This is a genomic window from Flavobacterium cupriresistens, assembly GCF_020911925.1.
In the GTDB taxonomy this organism is placed as follows: Bacteria; Bacteroidota; Bacteroidia; order Flavobacteriales; family Flavobacteriaceae; genus Flavobacterium; species Flavobacterium cupriresistens.
In genome coordinates this window covers 822555-844238 of record NZ_CP087134.1, presented here as the reverse complement: position 1 = coordinate 844238, position 21684 = coordinate 822555, and the positions used below count along the sequence as shown (strand labels likewise).

At 36.2% G+C, this 21684-nt stretch carries 13 protein-coding genes; 11 read left to right on the top strand and 2 right to left on the bottom strand.

The window, feature by feature from the left end:
- The first annotated feature begins 222 nt into the window (after window positions 1-222).
- Together atpD and LNP23_RS03830 are read left to right on the top strand one after the other, a co-directional pair.
- Entirely contained in the window at window positions 223-1734 is a 1512-nt protein-coding gene (atpD, locus tag LNP23_RS03835) for a F0F1 ATP synthase subunit beta (protein ID WP_047777068.1), read from the top strand.
- A 93-nt stretch (window positions 1735-1827) separates the two neighbouring features.
- Complete coding sequence (locus LNP23_RS03830) at window positions 1828-2109, top strand: F0F1 ATP synthase subunit delta/epsilon (protein WP_047777070.1); 282 nt, start codon at window positions 1828-1830, stop codon at window positions 2107-2109.
- An 82-nt stretch (window positions 2110-2191) separates the two neighbouring features.
- Here the strand turns inward: LNP23_RS03830 and LNP23_RS03825 are convergent, their stop codons facing one another.
- Entirely contained in the window at window positions 2192-2998 is an 807-nt protein-coding gene (locus LNP23_RS03825) for a DUF3667 domain-containing protein (RefSeq protein WP_230003850.1), read from the bottom strand.
- Between the two features lie 261 nt (window positions 2999-3259).
- Here LNP23_RS03825 and LNP23_RS03820 point away from each other — a divergent pair, with 261 nt between their 5' ends.
- The 7 genes from LNP23_RS03820 (at window position 3260) to LNP23_RS03790 (ending at window position 10138) form a co-directional block, all read left to right on the top strand.
- Window positions 3260-4396: an aminotransferase class I/II-fold pyridoxal phosphate-dependent enzyme gene (locus LNP23_RS03820; protein ID WP_230003848.1), complete on the top strand. Its 1137-nt coding sequence runs from the start codon at window positions 3260-3262 to the stop codon at window positions 4394-4396.
- Between the two features lie 477 nt (window positions 4397-4873).
- Window positions 4874-5737 carry a TraB/GumN family protein gene (locus tag LNP23_RS03815; RefSeq protein ID WP_230003846.1) on the top strand — a complete coding sequence of 288 codons (864 nt, stop codon included), beginning with the start codon at window positions 4874-4876 and terminating at the stop codon, window positions 5735-5737.
- A gap of 7 nt (window positions 5738-5744) precedes the next feature.
- A complete protein-coding gene (locus tag LNP23_RS03810; protein ID WP_230003844.1) occupies window positions 5745-6248 on the top strand; it encodes an RNA polymerase sigma factor in 504 nt (167 codons plus the stop codon).
- The gene (locus LNP23_RS03805; RefSeq protein ID WP_047777082.1) at window positions 6238-6852 is read left to right on the top strand and encodes a hypothetical protein; all 615 of its coding nucleotides are present in this window, start codon (window positions 6238-6240) and stop codon (window positions 6850-6852) included. The genes LNP23_RS03810 and LNP23_RS03805 overlap by 11 nt, the downstream gene beginning before the upstream one ends.
- 74 nt (window positions 6853-6926) lie before the next feature.
- The gene (gene bioD / locus LNP23_RS03800; protein WP_230003843.1) at window positions 6927-7544 is read left to right on the top strand and encodes a dethiobiotin synthase; all 618 of its coding nucleotides are present in this window, start codon (window positions 6927-6929) and stop codon (window positions 7542-7544) included.
- A 27-nt stretch (window positions 7545-7571) separates the two neighbouring features.
- A complete protein-coding gene (gene bioA, locus LNP23_RS03795) occupies window positions 7572-8843 on the top strand; it encodes an adenosylmethionine--8-amino-7-oxononanoate transaminase (RefSeq protein ID WP_230003841.1) in 1272 nt (423 codons plus the stop codon).
- A 128-nt stretch (window positions 8844-8971) separates the two neighbouring features.
- A complete protein-coding gene (locus tag LNP23_RS03790; RefSeq protein ID WP_230003839.1) occupies window positions 8972-10138 on the top strand; it encodes a beta-ketoacyl synthase N-terminal-like domain-containing protein in 1167 nt (388 codons plus the stop codon).
- A gap of 85 nt (window positions 10139-10223) precedes the next feature.
- Here LNP23_RS03790 and LNP23_RS03785 read toward each other — a convergent pair whose 3' ends face one another.
- On the bottom strand, window positions 10224-16232 hold the full coding sequence (locus LNP23_RS03785; protein WP_230003835.1) for a T9SS sorting signal type C domain-containing protein: 6009 nt from the start codon (window positions 16230-16232) through the stop codon (window positions 10224-10226).
- A gap of 311 nt (window positions 16233-16543) precedes the next feature.
- Between LNP23_RS03785 and LNP23_RS03780 the strand changes: the two genes are divergently transcribed.
- Entirely contained in the window at window positions 16544-17008 is a 465-nt protein-coding gene (locus LNP23_RS03780; protein WP_230003834.1) for a regulatory protein RecX, read from the top strand.
- Between the two features lie 413 nt (window positions 17009-17421).
- Window positions 17422-21627 (top strand): Ig-like domain-containing protein, encoded by a 4206-nt coding sequence (locus LNP23_RS03775; RefSeq protein WP_230003832.1) that lies wholly within the window; start codon window positions 17422-17424, stop codon window positions 21625-21627.
- Window positions 21628-21684: the final 57 nt, after the last annotated feature.

Genomic DNA, 21684 nt, shown 5'->3' with positions numbered 1-21684 from the left:
TTAGTAAAAGAGCCACTTGGTTTTAGACCATGTTGGCTTTTTTTTATTTTGTTAAAAAATACTTTTTTGGCGATTTTGGGCCTGACTTTTAGGAATCAAACAAAATCGTAGTATTTTTTATAAAAAAAATATTGATTTTATATTTTAAAAATTTATCTTTGCGCTCTGAAAAAAGAGGTATTTTCGATAAACCTAAATAGCTATTTAATAAATACATAAGTAATGTCAAAAGTAATAGGAAAAGTTGCTCAAATCATTGGACCAGTAGTTGACGTAGTTTTCAACGGAAAGGATGTTGAACTTCCAAAAATTTATGATTCATTAGAAATCACAAAAAAAGACGGAACATTATTAGTTCTAGAAGTACAATCTCATATTGGAGAAAACACTGTTCGTACCATTTCTATGGACTCAACTGACGGTTTGAGTAGAGGATATGAAGTAGTTGGAACAGGAAATCCAATCCAAATGCCAATCGGTCCAGACGTATATGGTAGATTATTCAATGTAATTGGAGATGCAATTGATGGTTTAGGAAACTTGCCAAAAACAGGAGAAAACGGTTTGTCTATTCACAGACAAGCTCCAAAATTTGAAGATTTATCAACTTCATCAGAAGTTTTATTCACAGGTATTAAAGTAATCGATTTGATCGAGCCTTATGCAAAAGGAGGTAAAATTGGATTGTTTGGTGGTGCAGGTGTTGGTAAAACAGTATTGATCCAGGAGTTGATTAACAATATCGCAAAAGGTCACGGTGGACTTTCTGTATTCGCAGGAGTAGGAGAAAGAACACGTGAAGGAAATGACTTACTTCGTGAGATGTTAGAGTCAGGTATTATTAAATACGGTGATGATTTCATGCACTCTATGGAAAATGGAGGATGGGATTTATCTAAAGTAGATATGCCAGGAATGAGAGAGTCTAAAGCTACTTTCGTTTTCGGACAAATGAATGAGCCGCCTGGAGCTCGTGCTCGTGTAGCACTTTCAGGATTATCTATTGCGGAGTATTTCCGTGATGGAGCCGGAACTGATCAAGGTAAAGACGTATTGTTTTTCGTTGATAACATCTTCCGTTTTACACAGGCAGGTTCTGAGGTATCAGCACTTTTAGGACGTATGCCTTCTGCAGTAGGATACCAACCAACTTTGGCAACAGAGATGGGAGCTATGCAAGAGCGTATTACTTCTACAAATAAAGGATCTATTACATCTGTACAGGCGGTTTACGTTCCTGCGGATGATTTAACTGACCCGGCACCGGCTACAACTTTTGCTCACTTAGATGCTACAACAGTATTGTCTCGTAAAATTGCTGAGTTAGGTATTTATCCTGCGGTTGACCCGTTAGATTCTACTTCAAGAATTTTGACTCCTCAAATTTTAGGAAATGAGCACTACGATTGTGCACAAAGAGTAAAAGAGATCCTTCAAAAATACAAGCAATTGCAAGATATTATCGCGATTCTAGGTATGGAAGAGTTATCTGAAGAAGATAAATTATCTGTATCAAGAGCACGTCGTGTACAACGTTTCTTATCTCAACCTTTCCACGTAGCGGAGCAATTTACAGGTATTCCTGGAGTTTTGGTTGATATTAAAGATACTATCAAAGGATTCAACATGATCATCGACGGTGAATTAGATCACCTTCCGGAAGCAGCTTTCAACTTGAAAGGTTCTATCCAGGATGCAATCGAAGCTGGAGAGAAAATGTTGGCTGAAGCATAATCAAGCCAAGCTTGATAAACTTAAAAAAATAAAAATTCCAAATTCCAATTTTGGATTTTGGAATTTTATAATTTGGAATTTTAAAAAATAGTTATGACTTTAGAAATAGTATCACCAGAAGCAAAATTATTTTCAGGAGAAGTAACTTCGGTTACAGTACCTGGAGTTGATGGAAGCTTTCAAATATTGAATCATCACGCTCCTATCGTTTCTATTTTAGAAAAAGGAACTGTTAAAATTGTAGCTTCAAGCTTCAGTTTTTCTAAAGAAGTAGCGGGTAAATTCACGAAAGTAAATGATCAAACCTATACTTTGGAAATTGAATCAGGTACTATCGAAATGAAAGACAATAAGATAATTGTTTTAGCAGACTAAGACAATTTAAGAATAAGTAAAAAAGCCAGACATCATTGTCTGGCTTTTTTGTTTTTGTTTATTTTAAATGAATGACTTTTTGTTATTGTATTATTCCCCAAAAACCACTCGAAATATAAGTATGTACAGTAAGTCCTGATATAATTGACCAGGATATGATGCCCAAAGCACTTACTGCAAAGGTTTTTGTAAGTTGAAGTTTGGTGTCTTTATTTAAAAACCTATAATAAAAGAGTGTAAAATAAAAGAGCTGAAACAGTAGAAAAAACAAAGCTTGATAATTAGTCGATAAGTGGAATAATAAAGATATGGGTAAAATTAAAAGCGTATTGACGAGTATACAAAAGCCCAACATGTACATACCTGCTACAAGATGCTCCGTATAGTTGTAGTTTTCTTTTTTGTAAAACAGCCAGAAAAAAAAGGCAAGTAGCGGCAGCGCCATCATCGCCATTAGATTGGAATATTTTTTTATGAAATGAAACATTTTTTCTTTTCGTTCGTAAAGATGTATGATTTTCTCTTTTTGAACAGGATTTGAAATAGCGCTAAGCTCCTGATTTTCTTTTGGGATATCAATAGGAGGTGTCTCTTTTGGAATGTTGGAAATGAAAACAAAGATAGCGGCAACCAATAAGAAAAAATTAAGTGGGGGAAAGTACTTCTTTCTTTTGCCATTGATATATTCCTTAGCTACAGTTCCGCTTTTTAATGTCAAAGACATAATAAGTTGAAAAATCCCTTTGTCTGCATGTAAAAAATAATGAATAGCTTCATGAAAAATCTCGTGCGGACTTATACGATGCAAATTTACTCTTTGACTGCACTCAGGGCAATAATTAAAATCCGGATAATTTTCTGTTTCACAGTTTTTGCAAATAATCTTCATTCTTCTCTTTTTTAATGCAATATACAAATTACTCATAATCAGTTTGTGAATTGAAAATTAGAAATATTAATATTTTAATTAACAATACTATTTATGTTAATCGCTAATGATACGTTGCGTTTTTTGCAGAGCCGAATGATTTTTATAAATAGTCTCATTCGCTTAAACAAACAGGATTTCGCGCAAGCTTTTTTGAAAAGATAGAATTCGAAAAGTTGGAATTTGGAATTTCATAAATTGGAATTTCATAACTTTGCTTTTATGAAATTACCTGAAAATCTTATCCAAAAGCTTGAAAACAGAAAGCAGAATAATTCGCTGAGACAATTACCAAGTTTTAATAATCTTGTTGATTTTTCTTCTAACGACTATATTGGGTTTTCTAAATCGGAATCTGTTTTTAAACTTGCACATCATTATTTAATCGAAAACGAACTCATTCAGAATGGAGCGACGGGATCACGATTAATTTCAGGGAACCATTCGTTGTATCAAATCACCGAATCTTTTGTAGCGCAGTTTCATGATGCTGAATCAGCTTTAATCTTTAATTCGGGTTACGATGCCAATGTTGGTTTTTTCGGCGCTGTACCGCAACGAAATGATGTTATTCTGTATGATGAATTGAGTCACGCTTCGATTCGTGATGGGATTATCATGTCTAATGCCAAATCCTATCGATTTAACCATAATGACTTTGAAGATTTAGAACGACTTATTCTTAAATTTCCGGATACGACTATTTACATTGTTACCGAAACTGTTTTTTCTATGGATGGAGATAGTCCGAATTTAGAAGAATTGGTCGTACTCTCTGAAAAATACAATTGCTTTCTGGTGGTTGATGAAGCACATACATTGGGTGTCTTTGGGGAAAAAGGGGAGGGATTAATGCAGTATTTGCAGTTGCACAATCGTATTTTCGCCCGCATCATGACTTTCGGAAAAGGGTTGGGGTGCCATGGAGCAGCTGTCTTAGGGAGTGTTGAACTTAAAGAATACCTAATCAACTTTGCCAGAAGTTTCATTTATACTACGGGATTGTCTCCGCATTCGGTATCTACAATTCTGACTGCTTACCAGCATTTGGAAACTGAAAAGTTGGTTATCGAGAAGTTACGAATGAATATTATCTTTTTTAATCAGCAAAAAAACTTGTTGGGTTTGAAGCCCATGTTTGTTCGAAGTAAATCGGCTATTCAGTCGGCGATCGTTCCGGGCAACGAAAATGTAAAAAAACTGGCGCAACAACTACAAGATAAAGGTTTTGATGTAAAACCAATACTCTCTCCAACCGTTCCGGAAGGGCAGGAAAGACTTCGTTTCTGTATTCATAGTTATAATTCGGAAGAGGAAATCAGTCAGGTTTTGCAGTCATTAGGCAATTTTGTGTTTTAGACGATGTATTGTTTCGCAGAGATTCACAAAGGGTGCGCAGAGAGACGCTAAGTTTTTTGTGAATCTTTGTTTTTTTTCTTTGTGTGTCTCTGTGGAATTTACCATTTGAGAATAAAAAAATCCTTTGTCAGATATTGATTTTACTGATTTTATGTAAAAATGTAAATTTTCTTTGTAACGTTTTTATGCTTTGATTACTTACGAGTCGTAATCAAATAAATCAAAACCATTATGAAAACAATATCACTTTTATCAAAATCAAAAAACTTCCATTTTATTTCTATTTTTTTTACTTCGGCTGTATTTGGATTTGCGGTGGTGAATCAATTTTTGTTAAACCATCCGAACAAACACTTTCTTATTAGTGCTGTGTCCTGTTTTTTATTGGCTGTAGTTTTTTGGCAAAAAAGTAAGATCAGTGAATAAATAGAAGAATTTTTAAATAATTAAACCAAATAATTTTAATCAATCAACAAAATGAAAAATTTTATAAAATCAACAATTGCTATAGTACTATTTATTTTTAATGGAACAACCAACGCTCAAACGAATGCTCCTAAATTAGAAAATTCGCTTCTATGGGAAGTGTCAGGAAAAGGATTAACTAAACCATCTTATTTGTATGGAACCGTTCATATGATTTGCGCAGGGGATTATTTTCTTTCTGAAAAAACAAATAAGGCATTCGAGAAATCAGATAAATTAGTACTGGAAATTAATTTTGCCGACCCTAAAGAGATGGTGGACTTACAGGAAATGGTGATGGGAAAAGTACCATTAAGTAAAAAATTAGCTCCGGAGCAGTTGTCAAAATTGAATGTAATTCTGCAAAAAAATGCCGGAATGACGATACAACAAGTGGACAGTTTTAGTTTGTTGACTGTTATGAGTCTGATCTCAATGAAAAGCTTTGGTTGTACTGACCTGAAATTTTATGAAATGAATTTTATCGAAATGGCAAAAAAACGTCAAATTGAGGTTGGAGGTCTTGAAACCGTAAAATCGCAATGCGAGAGTTTTGAAAATGCCTATTCTGATGTTGAAATGATTGCTATGCTCGAAGAAACAAGTGCTGATGAAACGACTAAATTAGTAGCCAACTATAAAAATGAAGATATGGAGTCTTTGTATAAATTGACGACAGATGAAAAAATAATGAATCTTAAAGCTAAGAAATACATGCTTGACGATAGAAATGCTAATTGGATCAAGATTATGCCGGAGCAGATGAAAAAGGAAAGTGTCTTTTTTGCAGTTGGAGCGGCTCACTTGGGTGGTGATACAGGAATAATTAATTTGTTGAGAAAAGCGGGATACACAGTAAAACCAGTGATGAATTAGAGCTATTTTGAAAGAGAAAGAAAAAGAATTTTTAAATCGAATAGAAAGTCATAAAGGAATCTTGTACAAAGTGTCGAAAATGTACATGGATACGGCCGATGATCAGCAGGATTTGTTTCAGGAAATTGTTTGTCAGCTTTGGAAATCGTATGAGTCCTTTAGAAATGAAAGTCAATTTTCGACGTGGATGTACCGGGTGGCTATTAATACGGCAATTGTTTTCCTAAAGAAAGAAAAACGGAAGGTTGATAAATACGAGATTGCTTCAGAGAATATTAAAGAAGAGGAGGATGATTCGCACATAAGAGAAAGTCAGATTGATCATTTTTATAAAGCAGTTCAAAAATTAGAAAAAATAGACAAAGCAATTATTTTTTACCAATTAGAAGGATTTTCACATAGAGAAATTGGAGATAATTTAGGAATCTCGGAGGGAAATGCCAGAGTAAAATTAAACAGAGCAAAAGAAAAACTAAAAGAAATAATAAAAAATCAGGGATATGGATTTTAACGACATACAAAACGCATGGAACAATGAGAAATCGGATTCGATCATTCTTCCGGATAATTTAGAGAAAATCAGGTCCGCCAATACACCTTTGGACAGGATCAGAAAAAATCTGAAATACGAGCTAATTTTGCAGGTTGTCTTAGTTTTTTTAATCGGATTTGTGCCTTATATCTGTTCGTTTGAACAAAAATTTATTGTGCCTTTCTATTTGTTATACAGTATGGCTGTCGCTGTTACGATATATTATTTGGCGAAGCTGTATTTGTTTTACAAGCGATTGAACACCGTTGCATTAAGTACCAAAGACAGTTTATACGAGACTTATTTTGATATCAGATTAAATATGGAATTGTATAAAACGTTCGGGTTTGCATTGACGCCATTTATGATCTTGTATTTAGTTGTTTTTGTTTATTTTAAATCTTCAAAAGAAGCTGATTTTGTGATGTTTGAATTTAGCAATGCAGAAATTATAAGTGTTTTTTCGGTGGTTGTTTTTGCGATTCTTTCTATGGGATTGGGTTTAGAGTGGTGGGTTCATTTTTTTTATGGCAAGTACGCCAAAGAAATAAAGAAGGTTATAGATCAATTAAAAGAAGAGTAGTTAAACAACAAACCCATCGTAATGATGGGTTTGTTGTTTTTATTGGTATTTTTGCATACTATTAAAAGACAGCAATGAAAATATTTATTACAGGAATTTCTACAGATGTAGGTAAAACGGTGACTTCTGCAATTGTGGTTGAAGCTTTAGAAGCCGACTATTGGAAACCTGTTCAGGCCGGAGATCTGGATAACTCGGACAGTGATAAAATCAAGTCAAAAATTTCAAATTCTAAATCCCGTATTTTTGAGAATAGTTACCGGTTAAATACGCCTGCAAGTCCACATTTGGCAGCAGAAATTGATGGAGTGAGAATTGAATTGAGCGAAATCAAAGAGCCAAAAACCGATAATCATTTGGTGATAGAAGGAGCCGGTGGAATTTTTGTTCCGCTGAATGAAACCGATTTAATTGTCGATTTAATTCAATCCGATTACAAAGTGATTGTAGTCTCAAGGCATTACTTAGGAAGCATCAATCATACGCTGTTGACTATTGAAGCAATAAGAAACAGAGGTTTTGAGGTGGCCGGAATTATCTTTAGCGGAAACGAAAACAAAGCTACCGAAGATTTAATTTTGAATAAAACAGCGGTAAAATGCATCGGAAGAATAGAGGAAGAACCTTATTTTGATCAAAATGTAATCCGGGAGTACGCAGATTTGTTTCGCGAGAATTTGTTAGCAATCTAAAATCAACATTCTAAAATCTAAAATTAGATGACCTTAACAGAAAAAGACAGCCAATATTTATGGCATCCTTATACACAGCATAAAACCGCGCAAACTCCAATAGCCATTTCGAGAGGAGAAGGCGCTTTGTTGTGGGATGAGAATAATAAAGAATATATTGATGCCATTGCATCGTGGTGGGTAAATCCGTTCGGGCACAGTAATAAATTTATTGCCGATGCGATTTACAAGCAATTAACGACTTTAGAGCATGTTTTGTTCGGCGGTTTTACGCATGAACCTGCGATAAAAGTGGCGGAGAAGCTTATTGAAATTTTACCAAAGAATCAGCAGAAAATATTTTTTTCAGATAATGGTTCAACAGCGGTTGAAGTAGCTATAAAAGTGGCACTGCAATATTTTTTCAATAAAAATGAAAAAAGAACTACTATAATTGCTTTTGAAAATGCCTTTCACGGAGATACTTTTGCGGCTATGGCGGCAAGCGGAATCTCTTTTTATACACAAGCTTTTCAAGGAATGTTTATTGATGTGGTACGAATTCCGGTTCCTGTGAAAGGATCGGAACAGTTAAGTTTTGAGGCATTGAAAGCCGTGATTAAAAACCATACTTGTGCCGGATTTATTTTTGAACCTTTAGTTCAGGGTGCAGCAGGAATGGTTATGTACGAACCAGAAGCTTTGGCTACCTTACTTCAAATTTGTAAAGAGAATAAAGTTTTAACCATTGCCGATGAAGTAATGACGGGCTTTGGTAAAACCGGAAAAACCTTTGCAATGGATTATGTTACCGAAGAACCCGATATGATTTGTTTGTCGAAAGCATTAACGGGAGGGACTATTCCAATGGCGATTACGACTTTTACACAAGAGGTTTTTGATGCGTTTTATGATGATGATATTAATAAAGCCTTGTTCCACGGTCATACTTTTACGGCAAATCCAACCGGATGTGCAGCGGCTTTGGCCAGTATTGATTTGTTGCAAACGGATGAAATGCAGGACAACATTCAAAGAATAAATAAAAGTCACCTAAATTTTCAGAAGAAAATCGAGAACCATCCAAAAGTAATTACTGCCCGAACTTTAGGGGTTATTTTTGCAGTTGAAATAAAATCAGATGCAGAAGAAAGTTATTACGGTTCAATGCGAACTAAACTTTACAATTTCTTTATTGAAAAAGGAGTTATTTTAAGGCCGGTTGGTAATATTGTTTACATTTTACCTCCATACATTATGACTGATGCGCAGCTTCAAAAAGTCTATTCGACTATCGAAGAGGCAATTGATATGGTTTAATTGATTTAAACCATATGAGTTATATAAGTTCATTTAAACAACGTTTATTTGACTTTAGTAGCTTAAATATTTAAAAACGTTGCAAACTTTGCAGGAACATTGCGAACTTTGCGGTTAAATAAAAAACATTGAATAAAAAAATCTCCATAACAGCTTTCTCTTCTATTTCTCCATTGGGTAATAATGCTGAAGAAATCTGGGAAAAATATCTGGATAATCAACATTGTTTTTCGAAGCAATTTTTAGATCAGCAGCAAACTTCTGTTGCGGCTTTGGATGTTGAATCAAAACAAATTGTAGCCGAGGTTCGTGAATCGGATATTAAGTACAAATTTTTAGACGACTCTGTTCTGTTTGCTTTGACTGCTTCGCGAAAAGCGGTCGAAAAAGCAGGTTGGAATAAAGAGGACGTTTTCGGAATAAATATAGGTTCTTCCCGTGGAGCTACCGATTTATTCGAAAAGCATTATAAGGAATATATCGATACCGGTAAAGCACAGACTTTAGCTTCCCCAACCACAACTTTGGGTAATATCTCGTCCTGGATAGCGCACGATCTACAAAGCGTTGGTCCGGAAATCTCGCATTCGATTACCTGTTCAACAGCACTTCATGCTCTTTTAAATGGTGTGGCATGGTTGAGATCAGGAATGGCGGATAAATTTTTGGTAGGAGGGAGTGAAGCGCCTTTGACCGATTTTACGATCGCTCAGATGAGAGCACTAAAAATATATTCCCGTGTTGATCAGGAGGAAGAATCGTGGCCTAATCTTGCTTTTGACTTTGAGAAAACGCAAAATACTATGATTTTGGGTGAAGGGGCTGCGGTATGTTGTCTCGAAGCCGGAGAGAAAGAAAATGCTATAGCCTATATTACAGGCGTGGGCTATGCAACAGAAATTTTAGAACATAATATTTCGATTTCTGCAGAAGCGGATTGTTTTCAAAAGTCCATGAAAATGGCTTTAAAGGATACTAATTCGGAGGAAATTGATGCGATTGTAATGCATGCTCCCGGAACCATAAAAGGAGATCTTACGGAGTTGCGTGCTATTGAAAAAGTCTTTGGGGCTAAAACACCTTTATTAACGACTAATAAATGGAAGATCGGACATACTTTTGGCGCTTCCGGAATATTGAGTCTGGAACTTGCTCTTTTGATGTTGCAGCACAATACATTCGTTAATGTTCCTTTTGCCGAAGTACAAAAACAGAGTAAGCCATTAAAGAAAATATTGATTAATGCCGTTGGCTTTGGTGGCAATGCGGTCAGTATTCTAATTGAAAAGGCTTAATTGAAAACATTAAAATAAAGTATAAAAAAAAATCCATTTGTCTGAACAAATGGATTTTTTTTATGCTTAAATCGGTGTTTATATCTTATTGAAATATAACTTTTTTGGTGGTTGTATGATTGTTGTCTAAGATAACCTTAATCAATAGAACCTGATTAGCGGATTGTAAATTTGCTATTTGCAATTCCGTTTCACCAATTTTCTTTTTGTTATAAAGTAGTTTTCCTGAAACATCATAAATCGTAACTTCTTTAATCGTTTCTTTTGCAGAGATTACTTTTATTACTTTGTTTTTAGCCGTAACAAAAACATTGTTTTCGGTATTTTCAAAATCTCCGGTTCCTAATGTTTTATCTGTATAACGCAGTACGAAACGATCCGCAAAAGTTCCTTTTGCAGTGGTAAAGGTATATTTCGCTGTTTTTAAATTATGGATTTTCCCCGTCGTTTTGTCTTCAATGAAAATGTTCTGATTGATCAGATCTCCTTCTATTTTTCCTATTGAGATGGTATAATCACCCGCAGCGGCACTACGATACCCTAAAGGAACAATATCAGTGTCTGTAAAAGGCAGAGCACGTCCTTGAATAACAAGATTACGATCGTTGTTGATACTGTAAAAATCAAGAGCAGGATTACCGTCAAAAGATTCACCGTCATATCTGTTTTCGTAACTATTTGTTGCACCGTTGACATAACCAAGAAGCGTTTGTTTGAAAATTCCTTCTTTGTTGATGATGTTAATCCAGATGCGATTTCTGCTTGCTTTTTCTTTTGATGGTCTTGCCGGTTTAAAGAACTGACCGTTATTTGCGCCACCTTCTCGCATGTAGTTTTTAAAAGAAACTGTTCCCGGGCTGGCCGCACTTGCAAAGAAAGATTGTCCTGCAGCGATATAACCGGATGGCTCAGAATCGTTATTTCCGGGTGCATCATCGCCGGTAGGGGCTTTGGTATTTACTCCCCCTGTTAGATTAAAAGCAGCGTAATCATCAGCAAGATATTTCAGACCATTTGAACCGCCTATAGGGGTATTGTGTGTCCAGAAATAAAGCGTTCCGTTCATGAAAGGATTGTCATCTAAAAAGCTATTAGCGTTCAGAGCAGATGCGTAAGGGTTACCGATCAGGTAAAACTTATCAGCCTCTACGGTCTCACCGTTGAGAGCACCATTGTTTGGAGTACCTTTAAATTCAGCAGTGAAATCCGCTCTATCTACATTAGAAAAGGTTTGCGGAGCACGAATAATGTAACCTTTACCAATTGTCATTTCGGTATTTGAATTGGTGATGACCCAGCCTGTTCCATTAAAGCCCATGTATTTATCAGACAAAGTTAAAGGAGATACATCGACTAATTTTTTAGGATTTACAGGTGTAGACCAGTATCCGTAATCAGTAAGACGAAGTGATGTTTTGCGTTTGTAGGTGATGATCCCTGAATTGATAGTAGGATCATCATTGGTTTGTACTAAACTTGAATTGTTCTCAAAAGTCAGACTCGCTGTGTTTGCAACTGTCAGGCCATTGGTGATTTTTAAAGTATTTCCAATGCTAATTACAACTTTAGCTGTTAAGCCTATTGTACAGCTACAAGCATTTACATCCGTTGTTGACGTGTAGTCTCCTTCAAAAAGTACGGGTTGATTAATTGTTGGAGGCCCATTGGTCCATCCTGCATTCCAGGTTGCCAATTGAGGTATTGGGTTTATAACAACGTTGACTGAAGATACAGACGGACATGCACCGCTACTAACAGTATAAGTATAGGTAGTATTAGCTGCAAGACCTGTTATTGAAGTTGTCGCTCCTGATCCTGTTGTTTGAACAGCACCCGGTGTTCTTGTTAAGGTCCAGGTTCCTGTAGCAGGTAAGCCACTTAATTGTACACTTCCTGTTGCTATTATACAGGTTGGGTGTGTTATTGTGCCTACTATTGGTGCTGTTGGTCCTGCGTTTACTGTTATTGTAGCTGCAACAGAATTTAATGTTGTACAACTACCACTTTGTACAACTGCTCTGTAAGAAGTTGTAGAAGTTAAAGTAGTAATTAAAAGTGTTGTAGTTGTATTTATAATTGTGCTCGGTGTTGTAAGGAAACCATCCGTAGAAGATTCCCATCTTAAGACACTTCCTGTTTGACCTGATAGTGTTAAAGTAATATTGTTTGTTCCAGAGCATGCTTGTGATTGGCTGGTTGCAACTGTTCCCGGAACTGTTGCAGGAGAAACGGTTATTGTTGCTACTGCAGAAGTTGCTTGAGTACAACTACCGCTTTTTACAATTGCTCTATAAGAAGTTGTTGCGGTTAAATCAGTAACAGTAAGTGTTGTAGTTGTATTTGTTATTGAAGTTACGTTGCTGAAATTATTAGTAGAAGATTCCCATCCTACTACTGTTCCCGTTTGGCCTGATAGTGTTAAAGTAGTGCTGTTTGTTCCTGTGCACACTTGTGGTGAGTTGGGGGCAATTGTTCCCGGAACTGTTGCAGGAGAAACGGTTATTGTTGCTACAGCAGAAGTTGCTTGTGTACAACTGCCGCTTTTTACAATTGCTCTATAGGAAGTTGTTACGGTTAAATTAGTAACGGGAAGTGTTGTTGTTGTATTTGTTATTGAAGTTACGTTGGTAAAATTATTAGTAGAAGATTCCCATCCTACTATTGTTCCCGTGTGACCTGATAGTGTTAAAGTGGTACTGTTTGTCCCTGTGCACACTTGTGGTGAGTTGGGAGTAATTGTTCCCGGAACTGTTGCAGGAGAAACGGTTATTGTTGCTACTGCAGAAGTTGCTTGTGTACAACTACCGCTTTTTACAATTGCTCTATAAGAAGTTGTTGCGGTTAAATCAGTAACAGTAAGTGCCGTAGTTGTATTTGTTATTGAAGTTACGTTGCTGAAATTATTGGTAGAAGATTCCCATCCTACTACTGTTCCTGTTTGGCCTGATAGTGTTAAAGTGGTACTATTTGTCCCTGTGCACACTGTTGGTGAGCTCGGACTAATTGTTCCCGGAACTGTTGCAGGAGAAACGGTTATTGTTGCTACAGCAGAAGTTGCTTGTGTACAACTGCCGCTTTTTACAATTGCTCTATAGGAAGTTGTTACGGTTAAATTAGTAACGGGAAGTGTTGTTGTTGTATTTGTTATTGAAGTTACATTGGTAAAATTATTAGTAGAAGATTCCCATCCTACTATTGTTCCCGTGTGACCTGATAGTGTTAAAGTAGTACTGTTTGTCCCTGTGCACACTTGTGGTGAGTTGGGGGCAATTGTTCCCGGAACTGTTGCAGGAGAAACGGTTATTGTTGCTACTGCAGAAGTTGCTTGTGTACAACTACCGCTTTTTACAATTGCTCTATAAGAAGTTGTTGCAGTTAAATCAGTAACAGTAAGTGCCGTAGTTGTATTTGTTATTGAAGTTACATTGGTGAAATTATTAGTAGAAGATTCCCATCCTACTACTGTTCCCGTTTGGCCTGATAGTGTTAGAGTTGTACTGTTTGTTCCTGTGCACACTTGTGGTGAGTTGGGAGTAATTGTTCCCGGAACTGTTGCAGGGTCTACTGTTACTGTTAAATTAAACGGAACTCCTACACAACCCGATGTAGTTGGTGTAACCGTATAAGTAGCGGTTTGTGCCGTAGCTGTTGTGTTTGTGTGCGTGCCCGTTATGTTACCAGTAGGAGTACCTGTACTGGCGACACCTGCTGAGATGTTTCCGGTTACAGTTGGAGCTGTCCAAGTATAAGTTGTGCCAGATGGAATAGTTCCATTGGTTCCCGTTGTTGGTGTCGCCGTAAATTGAGATGCTGAGCAAACAGTTATTGTCATTGGGCTAATAGTAGCCGAAATTACGTCAACCATTACTGGTATTGATGCAACTGTCCCACCACAAGTAATTTGTGCACGATAATATTTTTTTACCGTTTGCGTAGTTGTAAAGGTGGGTCTTGAGTTGGCAACATCTAAATATCTTATTTGTAAATTGTCGATGTTTTGATTGTCGTTTATGGCTCCAACTCGCCCTGAAAATTTAAATTTCCAACTTGATTTATCTTCGGTAAGATAGGCAGCTGGTAATTGTAGATTAGATACAACAGTAATTGGTTGACCTAGAGAGTTTTTTATACTAAGTGAGAGGAATCCCTTATTGTCAACGGTCAATACGACGTCTCTGACTATGCTTGGATTAATATCAGTTCTTATGTTAAAAGGAGCATTAATAGCCGATGTAAAGATAGCGCTATTGTTGTAAAGAATTCTAATGCGGGTACCAGCTGTCACACCATCGTTGTCATAGGTGTCAAATTGGACTATTATACCTGACCCTTCACCGTTTTCTCCTCCACCAATACTATTCACCAATCCACTTGCATAACTCAAACTGAAACCATCTGCTCCATCTCCATCGGAAGCATAATAATCGAAAGAGGTTGTAAAGGCATTTATATTATTAGCTGGAGATTTGTCAACAATGAAACCACCTCTTACTTCATTTCCTTCAATAGTTGTTAAAATTAATTTGCCATTTGTTATACTTGCGCTTCCCGAAACAGCTGTGTTAGCAGGTACTGTATTAAACGAATTGGAATCAAAAAACAGTATCGGTGCTGGCGTAGCATTGGTCCATGGTCCATTAATATTTGCAGAAGACTCCCATAAATAAGTCGCTCCGTCTGCGAAGGTAGTTCCTAGAGATAATGTAAATGGACTACCCGGGCATACAGTAGATGATGTGGTTAAGGTGGTAGGACTAGAAGTGATAGGTGTTGCTGCACAACCATCATTAACGATTATAGTATAATCTTCAACTTGTCCTTGTGGACTTGTTACTGATGTAGAACAAGGATTTGTATCGTAGTCTGCAGATTGACCGATGATGCGAAGACGGGTAATACCAAGGGAGGCAGAAGTTGGTATTTGAAAATAAACGGATGCATTTTTACCATCTGCCCCGTTAGAATTATAAATTGTGCCAATTTTATAATTTTCACCAGTATCAGTAAAATCCCCATCCCGGTTCCAGTCTATATATGCCATGTAATAGATGTTACTGTTCGATGGCGTAGCACCTTTTATGGAGACAGTGTAGTATTGACCTCTAACCAAAGTGGTGTTAAATGCTGTGAAATTTTCGTAACTGGTGGCTCCTGTACTAGACTTATCCAGTGTATTCAGTTTTACATTGGTAATTTGTCTTACCGTTGAGAAACTGTTAAAATTACAGTAAGTGGGAGGAGTCCAGGTGTAGGTTAGGCCATTAGTGTCAGTACTACTACTAATCGGACGTCTATTGTTTGTAGTACCAGTAAGACAAGTGCTGTTATTAAAGCTTCCTGCAGTTGAGTTGGGCCAGTTGTTTGCTGATGTTCCTGCTACTGTTCTATTGTTAAAGTCAGAATTTGTTTTTCCTCGTAAACCAACTTGTACTGGTAAATCTGTATCAGAGATATCACATACGCCGTAAACAATTTGAATGACATTAGTGGATTCGACTAATCTAATCTGAAAATTATAATTTCCAGTAGTTAAGTAACGGTTGGTGTTACTATCATAACGTCTTACATTATTCCATTGCACTACAAATGTTCTGTTTGGTGATGCACCAATGGTATTGTAAGTTATTGTAGAGCTTGTTGTACCATTATTAGCTAAATCTCGGCCTAAAGCACTTATGGCCCCACTATATGCTGCTGCCGACGAAATGGGAGTATATTCGGTGTTGCTTGAGTATGTTGGTTGGGGAGTACTTGAACTAAAAGTTAAGAATCCATTTGTATTGATAGAACATTGAGTGTAATCTATCCCATTGAACGTGAATGTAAAGCCTAAATCAATATTTGCAGTAGAGGAGTTGTCCCATCCAATACCATTATTTGAGTAGGCCGTTAGTACTCCACTGGTTGAAGAAATATTTGAATACGTTCCATTACTTGTAGCAAAAGTATAGTTAGCAATCAATTGTGCATTTCCTGTTTCCACAAAAAACAATAAAAAAAGAAATTGAAGTAAACCAAACACCTTATAACTTTTGGGTTTGTTTATTTTTTGACAAAATAAGAAATCAACGAATAAAAGTAATTTTTTAATCATCAGCGTGTGGTATTTATATTTTAAATTTGTTTTGGGCTAAAACACATAAAAAAAGCACCGGTTCTCTATTATGTCGGATAGTAAACCTGAGTAGTGTTTTTCTTTTGGTTTTAAATTTTAGAATCAGTTATTTAAGTGCTTGTTTTTGAGCATTATTGAATAATCCAATTCGGCGTACAAAAATATTATAATTCTGCACATATACAACATTTTAGAAAAAGAGTTTCTGAGATAATTGAAAAATAAAGGCCGAATTTTAACAACAAAATGACTATTTTTCGCAAGAATAGTTAAAAAGCAGGAAAAAAGCCATGAATTCAATATGTACCCCAAAGGAGGCCTTACTCAAATTAGAACATTTTTGCGCCTATCAGGAGCGCTGTCATGCAGAGGTGGTTGCCAAATTGTACAGTTTAAAGATGACCTCAGACGAAATTGATGTGATAGTAGTTCAGTTAATTGATGGTAATTTTTTAAATGAAACACGTTTTGCGTGCAGTTTTGCCAGAGGTAAACATCGCATTAAATTTTGGGGCAGAATTCGGATCACAAATGAGTTAAAAGCCAGACAGATTTCCGCGGTTAATATCACTTTGGCATTAAAAGAAATTTCGGCAGAAGAGTATGAAACTACTTTTGAACAACTTTCGGAAAGATGCTGGAATAGTATTCATGAAAATAACACGCTTAAAAAAAGGAAAAAATTCTGCGATTATCTGTTGCGAAGAGGTTATGAAAGTAACTTGGTTTATGAAAAAATGAAGGAACTGGAATAAAACTCCATTTTCTTTTCCGGTAGTAAAAATCTAATTTTTGCGTTACTTAAAAAAGGCATTAGCGCTAATCAGATTGCTAGTGTTAAACCTCATTTAGCACCCTGGAACTTATGTTTGTGAATGGAGGCTTTCTTGCATATTACGCATCAAAACTCGCTTTTTTAGACTTTTTAAATTAAAAAACACGCTATTTCTAACTGTTTTTTACGATTATTCTTATATTTTGTCACTTTGCTTTTATAAGAATTAACACAGTTTGATGCTTTTTATGATGTATTTCATCGAGTATTTCTTTTGCTTTGTCGATTATACGGACTTTCTTAAAACCACTTTTATGACTAGTACGTAGTTGTCTCTATCTTTGCAAGCCCAAAATTATATGCCTGCATACTAATCAGATAGAAACAACTAAAATGATGAGAAAATTACTTTTATTTTTACTTTTACCCTTTATTGGTTTTGCACAAGAAGATTTAGTAAAGTGGAATGGCCCTGGAACTAAAGCACCCTCTGTTAATACGAATTACACAGCAGCAGTTGCTGCAGGGGATTTAAGTAATGGAAGTAATTTGACTGTAACTCCTGCGCAAGGAGAAGGGTTTAAAGGAAGTCCATGGACAACCTCATTTGCTATTGATGATACTAAATATTTTCAATTTACAACAGCAGCAAAAACGGGATATAAAATTAAATTGAATGCTTTCAAATTCACTTATAGAGGCGATGCTAATTTGTATGTGAACCGCTATCAGGTTCGTTATTCCAAAGATAATTTTGCCACCAGTACTTTATTAGTAGACGAAACAACAAGCCCGGGAAGAATAAACAAGTCATTGAATTTGTCTAATGTTACCCTATATGCCGGAGAAACGATAACCATTCGTATTTATGGCTATAAACTAAAACCCAATAGCGATCCTAATTCACCATTGTTCTTGATTAATTTGAGTTCAATTGAAAATGGCAATACAACACCTACGATTACAGGTTCTGTTTTGCCTTATGATGCCTCTGACCTGAATGCAAATGATGATCTTGTTTCAACGAAAGAAAAAAGAGCAGTAACCTTTGATCCGTTAACTAACGATACCCACTATAACGGTTCAACAATGACTTACACGCAACCGCCAACGGCTCACGGAACGGTAACAAACACTGACAATATCCTTACTTTTACACCTGCAACAAATTTTAAAGGAACCAGTTCATTTACGTATACGTTAAAAAAAGGGAACAAAACAGCTACAGCTACAGTTTCGGTTTTTGTTGAAGAAGCTACACCTCGGCTAATCATCTGGAATGGTGCAGTAGATCAGCCCAAAGCAGTTGTCACTGATGCCAATATCATTGCAAATGACATTAGTGCTTCAGGTGTTAATCTAACCACAAACAGTAATCCAAATTATTTTAATCTTACTAATGTTCAAACCAGTACGATTAAAAATACGGTGAATCTTAACAAATATGCTCAGGTAAGTGTTAGGCCAAAAGCCAATTACAAACTGACTTTAACGCAATTTAAGTTTATATACAATTCTCCTTCGGGAAATGAAGGAGCAACAAAATACGAAGTACGTTACTCCACAGATCCTACTTTTCCTGATGACGGTAAGATCCTTTTGGGGTCAACCACAGCAGTACAAGGTACAGATACTGAGGTAACCCTTAATTTTCCTGCTAATACTGTGGTGACTAGCAGTCCAAATCAAACATTTTATATTAGAATTTATCCTTATGGGGTTCAAAATATTTACAACGGATATTTTAGAATCAAACACGATTATGGAGGAGAAGTAGGGCCAACCATTTCGGGTATTGTCGATACGTCCAACTTACTTACGGCAAATCCGGATCTAATTACGACCGATTCCAATACGGCTATAATTGTACCGATTCTGGAAAATGATGAAAATTACAGCGCATTGGCATCTATTACTTCAACACAACCGGCTTCAGGAGGGTCTGTTCAGGTTAATGATAAAACCAATGTGACTTTTACTCCTGCTGTGGGTTTTATTGGGACGAGTTCTTTTGTCTACACCTTGTATGACGGGAAAAATTATTCGTCTGCAACCGTTACAGTTACGGTAACGCCACCACCATGTGTTCCCTCTTTAACAGCCAGAGTTAACAGCTGGAAAGGTTATGTTTATACCTATACAGGAAATACTCCCGCGATGACTACTTATGTTGGATCTGTTGCAGAGAAAGCGATGTTTGACCGAAAAATAGGTACAGATGTAATTACAGGAGATACAAGTGTTGCGCCAAATGCATTTTGCGGTACAGTACCAAGCGACAGGTTTTATGTTCGCTACCTGATGAAGGCTACAACAGAGGCCGGTAAATTTAACTTTACAGTAGGAGGTGATGATGGTTACCGTTTGTATATTGATGGTGATTTAGTGATAGACAACTGGCAGGATCAAGGTTATGCAGTAAGATCTACGCTGCACAACTTGAAAGAAGGAACACATGACTTTGTTTTAGAATATTACGAAAAAGAAGGTGCATCCAGATTGTCCATTATATATGGTATGATAAAAGGAGATACTTTACTGCCTTTCGGAGATAATAAGTGGAATGTTTTTGGCTTTAATTCAGCAAATATTGCCTTAGTGGCAGACACCTATGCAGGAACTTATGTAGATACAAGTTTAGATATCAATACACAGTCAAAGTGGAATGCTTTGGTATCACCCTCTTATTATTCGGGTTGGGAAGGTGCTCCAATGCCCGTTGATCAGTTTACCATCACCTATAAACGTAAAGGTTTTCCTTGCGGTCGTTATCAATTAGAACTTGTAAATTGTGATGATGTGGGTGAAATTTATATTGATGGAGTCAAAATATTTACACAATCTATTTATACCAATACTACTTCATTAATTAACGGAGGAAAAACGTATCCTTTGAATAAAACGTCAACTGTAGAAGTACGTTTAAGAGAAGATGGAGGTGATGCCAAGTTAGCCCTTAATTTTATTGATACTCCTTTTGTTTATGATGGATCAGTGGTGCCTCAGAGCGGCTCTTCGATTACGGTCAATAAGAGTACAGTTCTGACTAACGATTTAGAAGTTTGTACTTGTACCATAGCAGCAGGAAAGACATTCACGATCGCAGGAGACAAAACTCTTACCGTTAATGAAAATATTGTGGTAAATGGAGATGGTAAGCTTATAATAAAAAACAATGGTTCCTTGGTTCAGACCAATGATAATGCTACTTATACCGGAGCTGTAAATTCGTTTGACATGGAACGGATTTCAACTCCAATGGTAAATTTCGATTATACCTACTGGTCATCAGCAGTAGCAGATAAAAAATTGAATGTTTTGTCACCCAATACGTTATCCGACAAGTATATGTCATTTAACGGATCGAATTGGGTAATTGAAAATGGAAATACGATTATGAAACCTGGTAAAGGATATATTATTCGTGTTCCTAAACGAGATACCGGATATCCAAATGGTAAAGATTATTGGAACACTAGTACGTATTCTCAAACGGTAAATTTTATTGGGATTCCTAATAATGGAATTATTAAAGGAGAATCTCTTTTAGCAGATAAATTTTATTTAGTTGGTAATCCATATCCTTCGGCATTAGACGCTACTAAGTTTTTAAATGCGAATACTTTTATAAACGGTACTATTTACTTCTGGACCCACAATACAGCAATAGGTGTGGTAGGAATACACAAATACAATTCAAATGATTATGCAAGTTATAATCTTACCGGAGGTGTAGCAACGAGACCTTCTCAAGCACCCGGGCGCAATATGAATACGCCCTCTGGTAAAATAGCATCAGGAGAATCTTTTTTTATTAGTACAAATGATGTTGGAACGGTTACTTTTAATAATAGTATGCGTCCAGTGGGTGCTAACAATCAGTTTTTTAAAAGAGACAATACGTCAAAAAATAAGGAAGCAGAGAACGGTCGCATGTGGTTAAACATGACCAATGAAACCGGTGCTTTTAAACAAGCTTTGATCGGATATATAGAAGGAGCTACCAATGATTTTGAAAACAGATTTGACGGTGAAAGCTTTGATGGAAATGCCTATATCGATTTTTATAGTATTGATAATGGTAGAAATTATGTAATTCAAGGCCGTGCCTTACCTTTTACGGATACCGATATTGTTCCTTTAGGATATCGTAGTTCTATTGAAGGTGAATTTGCAATTTCTATCGAGCAGACAGATGGTGATTTGGTTAATCAGGTTGTTTATTTAGAAGACAAAGTAACAGCTAAAGTTCATGACTTAAGAGCCGGTAAATATACCTTTACGACTGCAAAAGGAACTTTTTCGGATCGTTTTGTACTACGCTACACAAATAAAACATTAGGAATTGATGATTTTGAAAATACAGACAGTGATCTGATTGTTTCCGTAAAAAATAAGGCAATCAAAGTAACTTCAGAAAAAGAGAATATTAAAGAAGTTATGGTTTATGATCTTTCGGGGAAATTGCTTTACGAAAAGAATAAAGTCGGAGCAACTGAATTGCAAATAGCAAATTTACAATCAGCCAATCAGATGGTATTGATCAAGATTGTTTTGGAAAATGGTCACACAACGACCAAGAAAGCTATATTTCAATAAAAAACACTAGTTAAGTTTATATAAAATCCATTTGTCAAAGGCAAATGGATTTTTTTT